We start from the raw sequence: 10134 nt of genomic DNA on the forward strand, positions 1-10134 counted from the left end.
GCGGAAAGGGCTGGCATGGGTGTGAATCGACGGGGCTTCCTGACCGCCGCGGCGCTGACGGTGCCCGCGGCGGGCCTCGCGGCGAGTTCCGCGTGCGCCGCCCCGCGGTCCGCCGACCTCGGCCCGGGCGTCAAGACCGGCGCGGACGTCCTGGCCGCGCGGAACTGGCAGGACATCACCGGCCGCCGGGTCGGGGTGGTGACCAACCCGACCGGCGTGCTCGCGTCGCTGGAGCACGTCGTGGACGTCATGCACGCCAGCGGGGCGGTGGACGTGGTCGCGGTCTTCGGGCCGGAGCACGGGTTCCGCGGCACGTCGCAGGCCGGCGGCTCGGAGGGCGACTACCGCGACCCGCGCACCGGCCTGCCCGTGTACGACGCGTACGGGGCCGACGCCGCGAAGCTGGCCGAGATGTTCCGCAAGGCGGGCGTCGAGCAGGTCGTGTTCGACATCGCCGACGTGGGCGCCCGCTTCTACACCTACATCTGGACGATGTTCACCGCGATGCAGGCGGCCCACCAGGTGGGGGCGGCGTTCCTGGTGCTGGACCGGCCGAACCCGATCGGCTCCGGGGTGGCCGGCCCGCGGCTGGATCCGCGGTTCGCCTCCGGCGTCGGGCTGCTGCCGATCGTGCAGCAGCACGGCATGACCGTCGGCGAGCTGGCGCGGCTGTTCGACCGCGAATACCTGCCGAGCCCGCTGGAACGCCTCGACGTGATCCGCGTGGAGGGCTGGCGCGGGCGCGGCGCGGACGCCGGGCTGCCGTGGGTCCCGCCCAGCCCGAACATGCCGACCCCGGACACCGCGGCGGTCTACCCGGGAACGGGGCTGTTCGAGGGCACCGTGCTGTCCGAGGGCCGCGGCACCACCAGGCCGTTCGAGATCATCGGCGCGCCCGGCATCGACTGGCGCTGGGCGGAGGAGCTCAACGCCGCCGGGCTGCCGGGGCTCAGGTTCCGCGAAACCTACTTCGTGCCGACCTTCTCCAAGCACGCCAACGCGACCTGCGGTGGCGTACAGGTCTACCGCTCGGGCGAGGTCGACGCGATCGGCGCCGCCGTCGCGATGATCACCACCGCGCGCCGGCTGTACCCGCAGGTCTTCGGCTGGCGACCCGACAACATGATCGACAAGTTGTCCGGCTCGGACCGACTGCGCACGATGGTCGATGCGGGTGCCGACGTGCCCGAGATCGTCGGCCCCTGGCGGGACGACGTGGCGGACTTCCAACGACAACGCGAGCCGTACCTGCTGTACCGCTGAGGGGGACGCGATGGGCAAGACCATTCTGGCGGCGGTGGCGCTGCTTTCGGTCACCGCGCTGGCGGGGTCCGCCACGGCGTCGCCCGGCCACGCGTACGGGCACTTCGACCGGCCGCAGGACGGCTTCGCGCCGGCCGGCACCCAGCTGTCCGACGGGAGCCCCGAAGACGTCGGGCTCGATTCCCGTCCGATCGACGCTGCCCTGCAGCAGATCGCGGGCTGGACGGACAAGACGCCCGGCCGCGAGCACCCGATGTACGCGGGCGCCGTGAGCCTGCTGGCGCACGAGGGCGTCGTGGTGCGTCGTTCGGCGGTCGGGCACGAGCTGCGCTACGCGGACGGCAACGGCACCGAACTGCCTCCCGAGCAGCGCGAACCGATGCACCGCGACACGATCTTCGACGTCGCGTCGATCAGCAAGCTGTTCACCTCGATCGCGGTGCTGCAGCTGGTCGACGACGGGAGCGTGCAGCTCGACGAGCCGGTGGCCACCTACCTGCCGGAGTTCGGCGTCAACGGCAAGGAATCGATCACCGTCGAGCAGCTGCTCACCCACACCTCCGGCCTGCAGGCCGAGGCCCAGCTGTGGAAACTGCCGCCGGCGCAGCGGATCCCGACGATCATGCAGCTCACCCCGGAGCACCCGCCGGGCACCAACTACACCTACTCCGACCCGAACATGATCACGCTCGGGCTGCTGGTGGCACGCGTCTCGGGCGCCCCGCTGGACCAGGTGGTGGCGGAGCGGATCACCGAGCCGCTGGGCATGGTCGACACCGGCTACAACCCGCCCGCCGCCGAGCTGCACCGCATCGCGGCGACGGAGTACGAGGCCGAGCCGCCGCGCGGCATGGTCCGCGGGCAGGTGCACGATGAGAACGCCTGGTCGCTCGGCGGGGTCTCCGGGAACGCCGGCGTCTTCTCCACCGCCGACGACCTCGCGGTGCTGGGGCAGACGGTGCTCAACGGCGGAACCTACGGCGGCAACCGCATCCTGTCCGAGGACAGCGTCGAGAAGATGCTGACCGACTTCAACGGCGCTTTCCCCGGTAACTCGCACGGTCTGGGCTTCGAACTGGACCAGCGTTGGTACATGGCCGGGCTCAGCGGGCCGCGGACGGCGGGGCACACCGGCTTCACCGGCACGTCGCTGGTGATCGATCCGACGTCCCGCTCGGTGACGGTGCTGCTGACCAACCGGGTGCACCCGTCGCGGCAGTGGGGGTCGAACAACGCCGCCCGGCAGGCCTTGGCGCAGGGCATGGCCCGCGCCCTCGGCGTGGAACCGGCGCGGGGCTCGGAGTCGTGGTTCTCCGGGCAGGGCGGGACGTTGACGACGGACCCGCTGGGTCCGGTCAGCGGCCCGACGCAGGTGTCGTTCTACGCGTTCGTCGACACCCAACGCGACGGCGACGGCACGGACCCACTGCTCGTCGAGTCCAGTGTGGACGATTCCGGCTGGCGGCCGGTGACGCTGCAGGCATCCGGCCCCGGCGCGCCCGACGAGCCGCAGGGCTCGCTGGCCGGGGCCGGACATCGGAGCTGGTGGAAGGTGCGCGGCACGGTCGACGCGAACGCCGGCCAGCAGCTGCGCCTGCGGTGGCGCTACGCGCCGGACGACCAGTACACCGGGCGCGGCGTGAACGTGGACGGAATCCACGTGGCCGACCGCGACGCGACGCTGCTGGACGGCGAGCTCGAAGCCGCGCGGCTCCACCCCGAGGGCTGGCTCTCCACCGACCGCTGACCCCGCGGTTTCCATTGAAACTGCGGGGAACTCGGTTACGGGAGTGGCGTCCAGGTGGGGGTGGGCCCTTCGGTGACCCGGCCGAACTGGACGTCCGCGAAGTGGATTCCGAAGCCGATCGTGTTCGGCTCCCGGAGCTCCCGCAGCAGGCCCTGACGCGACCTGATCGCCGCGTCGCGGTCGACGTCCGCCCACACCGGCCAGGTCGGGTTCTCGATCTGCACCGCGCTGTGCAGCGCATCGCCCAGGACGATCAGGCGCCGGCCGCCCGAGGAGATCGTGTACGAGGCATGGCCCGGCGTGTGCCCGAAGGTGGTCCACACCCGCACGCCCGGGAAGACCTCCTGTCCATCGTGGATGGTCTCCACCTGCTCGCCCAGCCGGTCCAGCATCTCCTCCGTGACGTCCGCGGCGTGCTGGTCGCGGCGCTCCCACTCGCGCTCGGACAGCAGCACCCGCGCCTTCGGGAAGGCCCCGTGGTGCGCCCAGCCGATGTGGTCGGTGTGCAGGTGGGTGATCGCGACGGCTTCGATCTCGTCGGGTTCGCGGCCCAGCGCGGCCAGGTTGTCCAGCAGGTCGCGGCCGTGGATCGCGCCGATGACCGGGTTCGCCGGATCGTCCGGCGAACCCGCCGGCCCGTAGCCCGCGTCGATCAGCATCGCCCGCGAACCGCGCTCGACGAGCAGCCCGCCGATGCTGGCGACCAACTGCCCCGATTCGTCGAGGTGCCGCGCGTGTTCGCGCCAATCGGCTTCGGTCGTCTCCGGGAACCAGCCGCGCGGCTTGAGGCCCACGACGCCGTCCGGGACGTAGCTGACGCGCAGGTCACCGAGGTCGATCGAGCGGATTCCGGCCACGGCGTTCCAGCGTTGTGCATCGTTCATGGCAGATGAACTTACAACTTGAATTATTAAAGTTGCAACAGTTCTAGCTTGCTAGACTCGACGCATGGACGAGCCGATGGCCGCACGCGAGCTCTGCAGCCTGATCAGCGAGCTCTCGCACAACATCGACGAGCACGTGCGCGGCTGCGTCGCCGACACCGACCTCACCGCGCCCCAGGCGATCGCGCTGCGTGAGCTGAGCGAGCCGCTGACCATGCGCGAACTCGCCGACCGGATGCACTGCGCGACGTCGAACGTGACCTTCGTGGTCGACCGATTGGAGAAGCAGGGCCTGGTCACCCGGCAGCCGCACCCGCGCGACCGCCGCGCCAAGCAGCTCACCCTGACCGCCGAAGGCGAGCGGCAGCGGGCGAACATCATCGACCGCTTCTCGGTGAACACGCCGCTGGCCGGGCTCAGCCAGGCCGACCAGCAAGCCCTGCACGACCTCCTCCGACGGGCCCTCGCCGACCGCTAGCGGCCGCCGTTCGAGTCGCGAGGCGGGTCGCCGGCGGGCAGGGTCGTACCGCAGCCGCAAATCGTTCGGAGGGAGTCGAAGTGTCGGCGATTCCGCAGGACCGCGAGGAAATCCTGAACAAGCGCGCGTTCGGCCACGTGGCCACCATCGGGCCGCACGGCGAACCGCAGTCCAGCCCGGTGTGGATCGACTGGGACGGCCGGTACCTGAAGTTCAGCCAGACCAAGACGCGGCAGAAGTACCGGAACCTCAACCGGGAGCCGCGCATCGCCATCTCCGTGCACGACCCGGACCAGCCCTACCGGTACGTGGAGGTGCGCGGCAAGGTCGCCAAGATCGAGGACGACCGGGACCGCGCGTTCATCAACAAGATGGCGAAGAAGTACCTCGACGAGGACGAGTACCCGTGGCCCCAGCCCGGTGAGGAGCGCGTGGTGGTCTACGTCGAACCGGAGCACTCGACGAAGCAGTGACGACGGGGGCGCGATTTCGTGCGAAATCGCGCCCGCCCCGGTCACGTCGGCGGGAGGATTTGGACGCCGGTCCGGTTCGTGGCCAGGCAGCGGGAGCAATGATCGTGTCCGGGATGTCGTCGGCGGCGAAGCGCGGTTCTGGGACGCCGCCGTCGGGCGCCGCGGGTTGTAGCGGCCCCGCGTGACCGCCGCCAGCACCGCCGCGATCGGCGAGCACGGCTGGACCGCCGCACGGAAGTACATCGCGATCGAGATGCCCACTGAGGCCGGGACCACCACCACGCCGACCGGATTCACCACCTGCAGCAATCCGCGACTCCTCCGGCGGCAGGCCCAGCACGTACATCTTGATCATGATGACGAGCTTGTTCTCGGCGGCATGAAGCGCAGGCAGTCGATCTGCGCCACCCCGCGCCCGAGCATCACCGACGCGGCGTTGAGCCCGCCGCCCGTCGAACGCACGAGCGGAAGGCAATGTTCGGCACGGATGTTTCGAGCACGGGTTGGCGGCGTTTCCGGATCATGACGACGGGCGCGAATCGCATCGTCGCAGCACCTGACCGGAAATTACCCCTTTCGGAGTAGTTGGGTTCCAAGGCAACCTGGGTATGAGTTTGCCGCGTCTTCCCGGTGGAAACCCGGAAGAGGCCCATTGACCTGCACAAGAAATGGTTAGTAAGTTTCCCACATGGTCACTGACGACACGTTCCGCGAATCGGGCGAATCCAGCCCGCTCGTCAAGATTCGCTCCCTGCTACCCGGCCTGGCCCGGGCCGAGCAGCGCGTGGCCAACATCGTGCTCGCCGATCCCGCGTCGATAGCCCGGCGCAGCATCACCGAGGTCGCCGAGGCCGCGGGCACGAGCGAAACCACCGTCACGCGGTTCTGCAAGGCGATCGGCGTCGGCGGCTACCCGGACCTGCGGATCGCGCTGGCCGCCGACACGGCGCGCACGTCCACCCGCGACCGCGAGCTGGGCAGCGACATCGCCCCCGACGACGACCTCGGGCAGATCATCGAGAAGGTCGGTTACGCCGACGCGAAGGCGGTCGAGGAGACCGCGGGGCAGCTGGACCCCGCGATCCTGCAGCGGCTCGTCGACGACGTCGCCGCCGCCCGCCGCATCGACGTCTACGGCGTAGGCGCCAGCGCGTTCGTCGCGCTCGACCTGCAGCAGAAGCTGCACCGCATCGGCCTGACCTGCTTCGCATGGTCCGACACGCACAACGCGCTGACCTCGGCCGCAGTGCTGCGGGAAGGCGACGTCGCCATCGGCATCTCGCACACCGGCGCCACCAGCGAGACGGTCGAGGCGCTGCGCGAAGCGCGGCGGCGCGGCGCCACCACCGCGGCGCTGACGAACTTCGCCCGCTCGCCCATCACCGAGGTCGCCGACCGCGTGCTGACCACCGCGGTGCGCGAGACCACCTACCGCTCCGGCGCCATGGCCAGCCGCATCGGCCAGCTGACCGTGATCGACTGCCTGTTCATCGGCGTCGCGCAGCGACACCTGGACCAGGCGAAGGCCGCGCTGGAGGCCACTTACGAGGCGGTCGGCGGCCACCGCCTCGACAGCCGCCCGGACCGCCGGCGGCAGAAGGAGACCTGATGCGCGACCCCGATCCGCACCCCGAGCGAGTGCTCCCGCAACTGCCGCAGGAGGCGTGATGAGCCCGGACCGCGCGGTCCGCGTGGACGCTCCCACCGAGCGCAGCAACCCCAGGACCAGGGACATCGACCTGCTGCCGACCCTGGACATCCTGCGCGTGCTCAACGGCGAGGACCGGACGGTGCCGGTCGCGGTCGGCCAGGTGCTGCCCGAACTCGCCCGCGCGGTCGACATGGCCGTCGCGGCGCTGCGCGCGGGTGGCCGCGTGCACTACGTCGGCGCGGGCACTTCCGGGCGGCTCGCGGTGCTGGACGCCGCCGAGCTGATCCCGACCTTCAACGTGCCGCCGACCTGGTTCGTCGCGCACCAGGCGGGCGGCCCCGAGGCGTTCCGGCACGCCGTGGAGAACGCCGAGGACGACGTCGATTCCGGCGCCACCGCCATCCGAGAGGACGCCAACGGGCTCGACTTCGTCCTCGGGCTGGCCGCGTCCGGGCGCACCCCGTACGTGCTGAGCGCGTTGGACGCCGCACGGCAGGTCGGGGCGGGAACGGCGCTGGTGACGTCGAACCCGGACGTCGGGCCGGTGCCGGCCGACGTGGTGATCGCGGTGGACACCGGGCCGGAACCGATCAGCGGCTCGACCCGGATGAAGGCGGGCACCGCGCAGAAGCTGGTGCTGACCTCGTTCTCCACCGCGGTGATGATCCGGATGGGCCGCACCTACTCGAACCTGATGGTCAGCATGCTCGCCACGAACGCGAAACTGCGCGGCCGCACCATCGGGATCCTGCAGGAGGCGACCGGCGCCTCGGAGGAGGTGTGCTCGACGGCGCTCACGGCGGCGGACGGAGACCTCAAGACGGCGTTGGTGCACCTGCTCACCGGCGTCGACATCGAGCGCGCCGCAGCGGCGCTGGCGGTCGCCGACGGCCACGTCCGCGACGCCCTCCGCGCTGTGGGGGAATGACCGCGGCGCAGGTCCGGAACCGAGCGCGTTGGGTCGCCGTGCTTGAGCACTCGTCCCGCGCGCCGGTGCAAGTCGCGCTCTGGAGAGCGGCGGTTTCGCGCGAAAACGCCGCTCCCCAGGGGGCGGGATGGCGGTTTCGCGCGAAAACGCCGCAGCCAGGCGTCAGTCCGGGAGGCCTGCTGCGACGTTGCGGTAGGCGTCGGTGACCAGGTCCCAGAAGCCCTCGGAGTCGAGGGTCGTGGCGACGTCTGCGTTGTGGACGTCGGCCGGGGCCCGGAAGTCCGTGACCGTCATGCCCGAGGTGAACCGGCCCTGGGTTTCGACGTCGACGCGGGCCGGCACCGTCTCGAACAGCCCCGGGTCGATCACGTAGGCGACCGCGCACGCGTCGTGGATCGCCGGGCCCTCGTCCTGGTAGCTGATGTGGCTGCCGTAGAAGTCCAGGCACGGCGTGATCAGCTCGGACTCCAGCCTGCCGAGGCCGGCGAACCGCTCGCGCACCGCGGCGTTCGCCCGCGCCTGGTAGGTCAGGTCCAGCCCGATCATCACCGTCCGCCAAGACGCGTTGAACGCGACGGCGGCGCCCTCGGGATCGGCGAGGATGTTGAACTCGGCGGCCGGGTTGGTGTTGCCGCGGGTGTAGGAGCCGCCCATGATCACGAACTCCCGGACCCACTCGACGATCCGCGGCTCCTTGCGCAGTGCGAGCGCGATGTTGGTGAGCGGCCCGACCGCCACCAGGCTGATCTCGCCGGGCGCGGCGGCCAGGGTGTCGATGATGAAGTCGACGGCGTGCCGGCCGCTCAGCTCCGACTTCGGTTCCGGCAGCACTACGCCGCCGAGACCGGTGTTCCCGTGCACGTCCCCGGCGGTCCGCAGCTCGCGCACCAGCGGCCGCCCGGCGCCGCGCGCGACCGGGACGTCCATGCCGTAGTAGTCGTGCAGCCGCAGAGCGTTGTCGGTGGTGTGCTCCAGCTCGACGTTGCCGCCGACGGTCGTCACGCCGACCACGTCCAGCTCCGGGCTGCCGTGGGCCAGCGCCAACGCCAGCGCGTCATCGATGCCCGGATCGCAGTCGATCAAAATCTTCTTCACGCCGTGTCCCTCGCCTCTAGAGGCTGTTTTGGATGTCGTGGGGTTTTGTCTTTGAAGCGGCGCAGCCGCTTAGCCCACCTACGCAACCCTCACCGCCGCGGGTTCTCAGGGGTCTTCTCGCGAGGACAGCCCCGACGTGGTGAATTGGTCATTCATGAGGTCGGGGATCCCACCGCGAGAAGGCACCTGAGGTTCCGCCACCCGCACCGCCATGCAGAACGAGCCTGGAAACAGGCTCTCTAGCCCTCGCGGGAGGTTCAGCCTTCCTGGACGGCGTCGGCGATCGACTTCGCCTCGCGCGCCCCGGCCTCCAACGCCTTGCAGCAGTACACGATCCAGGCCGCGACCGCGTCGATCTCGCCGGTGGCGAAGCCGAGTGCCAGCTCGGCGTACTCCTCCTGCCGCCGGAAGTACGCGACCTCGGGAACCACCAGGCCCTTCGGGTCCAGCCCGCTGCCGATCACGCTCAGCCGCGCCGCGGCCCGTGCGATCACGCCGTCGGCGGTGCCGAAGGGCTGCAGCGCGAGGAGTTCGCCGTGCACGACGGCGGCCAGCACCGGCCCGGGGCCCTGCGCCTCCCGATCGGTGATGATCTCGGCGAGCAGATCGAGCCGCTCGGCGATCACCGGGTCGGCCTGCGGGCGGCCGAGCAGGTCCGGATCGTCGATCAGGTCCGCGGCCGCGAGCACGTGCATCCGGGCGAGCGCCTGCCGCGGCGCGCGCTGCCAGGTGGGCAGCAACGTGCCCATCGCCTCGGCGATCCGCAGCGAGCCGGCCAGCAGCGGATCGGTGACCTCGCCGGACTCCGGGATCTCGGCCGCGCCGCCCGCGATGGCCGCCGATGCGCGGGCCGCCCGGACCGATGCCTCGGCCGCGGTGGCGGGCCAGCCGCGCCGGTTGGCCGGGTGCCGGTGCACCTCGTCGATGGCCGCGCGGGCGGCGGTCACGGCGTCGGCGACACCGTCCAGCTCCAGCAGCGGCACCAGCGATGGCTTCTCGTTCACGCCCGACGACGCTACCGGCACGCCATCACCCCATCGCCTGGTAGTGCTGCGACATGTGCCACAGTGGCCGCGCTGCCGCCCTGCGTAATGCGCTGAATTCGGGCCGTATTGCCGGGATTGGTCTGAACCATTTGGACGAACCCTCTGTTGCAGTGAGCCCGATCGCATTACGGTGCCTCTTGCACTGACATCCCCGCACCAGGGAGGTTCTCGGCAATGACCCAGCCCGACGGGCCGAGCAACACGCTCGACAACCTGCTCACCGAAAGCAGGGCATTCCCGCCGTCCCAGGAATTCGCGGCGCAGGCCAACGCCACGTCGGCGCTGTACGAAGAAGCCTCGGCCGATCGGGAGGCGTTCTGGGCTAAGCAAGCCGAGCGGCTGGCCTGGGACACCAAGTGGGACCAGGTCCTGGACTGGTCGAACGCGCCGTTCTCGAAGTGGTTCGTGGGCGGCAAGCTGAACGTGGCCTACAACTGCGTGGACCGCCACGTCGAGGCGGGCAACGGCGACCGGGTCGCGATCTACTGGGAAGGCGAGCCCGGGGATTCCCGCGAGATCACCTACGCCGAGCTGCAGCGCGAGGTGTCCCGCACCGCCAACGCGCTGGC

At 70.8% G+C, this 10134-nt stretch carries 11 protein-coding genes; 8 read left to right on the forward strand and 3 right to left on the reverse strand.

What is annotated here, in order from left to right; translation table 11 throughout:
* Positions 1–15 precede the first annotated feature (15 nt).
* Complete coding sequence (locus BLW84_RS22145) at positions 16–1263, forward strand: exo-beta-N-acetylmuramidase NamZ family protein (RefSeq protein ID WP_177226628.1); 1248 nt, start codon at positions 16–18, stop codon at positions 1261–1263.
* Positions 1264–1273: 10 nt separating this feature from the next.
* A complete protein-coding gene (locus BLW84_RS22150) occupies positions 1274–3010 on the forward strand; it encodes a serine hydrolase domain-containing protein (RefSeq protein WP_093268129.1) in 1737 nt (578 codons plus the stop codon).
* 35 nt (positions 3011–3045) lie between these two features.
* Here BLW84_RS22150 and BLW84_RS22155 read toward each other — a convergent pair whose 3' ends face one another.
* Positions 3046–3894, reverse strand: coding sequence for an MBL fold metallo-hydrolase (locus BLW84_RS22155; protein WP_177226629.1), 849 nt, complete (start codon positions 3892–3894; stop codon positions 3046–3048).
* A 64-nt stretch (positions 3895–3958) separates the two neighbouring features.
* Here BLW84_RS22155 and BLW84_RS22160 point away from each other — a divergent pair, with 64 nt between their 5' ends.
* The 5 genes from BLW84_RS22160 (at position 3959) to BLW84_RS22175 (ending at position 7424) form a co-directional block, all read left to right on the forward strand.
* Positions 3959–4372, forward strand: a complete 414-nt coding sequence (locus tag BLW84_RS22160; protein WP_245761300.1) for a MarR family winged helix-turn-helix transcriptional regulator — start codon at positions 3959–3961, stop codon at positions 4370–4372.
* Between the two features lie 80 nt (positions 4373–4452).
* Entirely contained in the window at positions 4453–4845 is a 393-nt protein-coding gene (locus BLW84_RS22165) for a PPOX class F420-dependent oxidoreductase (RefSeq protein ID WP_093268131.1), read from the forward strand.
* 181 nt (positions 4846–5026) lie between these two features.
* Positions 5027–5371, forward strand: a complete 345-nt coding sequence (locus tag BLW84_RS46385; protein ID WP_143061051.1) for a hypothetical protein — start codon at positions 5027–5029, stop codon at positions 5369–5371.
* 162 nt (positions 5372–5533) lie between these two features.
* Positions 5534–6454 (forward strand): MurR/RpiR family transcriptional regulator, encoded by a 921-nt coding sequence (locus BLW84_RS22170; protein ID WP_093268133.1) that lies wholly within the window; start codon positions 5534–5536, stop codon positions 6452–6454.
* Between the two features lie 58 nt (positions 6455–6512).
* Positions 6513–7424, forward strand: coding sequence for an N-acetylmuramic acid 6-phosphate etherase (locus BLW84_RS22175; protein ID WP_425441735.1), 912 nt, complete (start codon positions 6513–6515; stop codon positions 7422–7424).
* A 162-nt stretch (positions 7425–7586) separates the two neighbouring features.
* Here BLW84_RS22175 and BLW84_RS22180 read toward each other — a convergent pair whose 3' ends face one another.
* The gene (locus tag BLW84_RS22180) at positions 7587–8519 is read right to left on the reverse strand and encodes a nucleoside hydrolase (RefSeq protein WP_093268137.1); all 933 of its coding nucleotides are present in this window, start codon (positions 8517–8519) and stop codon (positions 7587–7589) included.
* Between the two features lie 257 nt (positions 8520–8776).
* Positions 8777–9523, reverse strand: coding sequence for a Fic family protein (locus BLW84_RS22185; protein WP_093268140.1), 747 nt, complete (start codon positions 9521–9523; stop codon positions 8777–8779).
* A 216-nt stretch (positions 9524–9739) separates the two neighbouring features.
* Here BLW84_RS22185 and BLW84_RS22190 point away from each other — a divergent pair.
* On the forward strand, positions 9740–10134 hold a 395-nt coding region (locus BLW84_RS22190; RefSeq protein WP_281247432.1), incomplete at its 3' end, for an acetyl-coenzyme A synthetase N-terminal domain-containing protein.

The organism is Saccharopolyspora shandongensis (assembly GCF_900106995.1).
In the GTDB taxonomy this organism is placed as follows: domain Bacteria; phylum Actinomycetota; class Actinomycetes; order Mycobacteriales; family Pseudonocardiaceae; genus Saccharopolyspora; species Saccharopolyspora shandongensis.

Excerpts from the sequence above, each read along its gene's own strand:
- BLW84_RS22145 (WP_177226628.1), top strand. The coding sequence starts at position 16 with ATGGGTGTGAATCGACGGGGCTTCCTGACCGCCGCGGCGCTGACGGTG.
- BLW84_RS22150 (WP_093268129.1), top strand. The coding sequence starts at position 1,274 with ATGGGCAAGACCATTCTGGCGGCGGTGGCGCTGCTTTCGGTCACCGCG.
- BLW84_RS22155 (WP_177226629.1), bottom strand. The coding sequence starts at position 3,894 with ATGAACGATGCACAACGCTGGAACGCCGTGGCCGGAATCCGCTCGATC.
- BLW84_RS22160 (WP_245761300.1), top strand. The coding sequence starts at position 3,959 with ATGGACGAGCCGATGGCCGCACGCGAGCTCTGCAGCCTGATCAGCGAG.
- BLW84_RS22170 (WP_093268133.1), top strand. The coding sequence starts at position 5,534 with ATGGTCACTGACGACACGTTCCGCGAATCGGGCGAATCCAGCCCGCTC.
- BLW84_RS22175 (WP_425441735.1), top strand. The coding sequence starts at position 6,513 with ATGAGCCCGGACCGCGCGGTCCGCGTGGACGCTCCCACCGAGCGCAGC.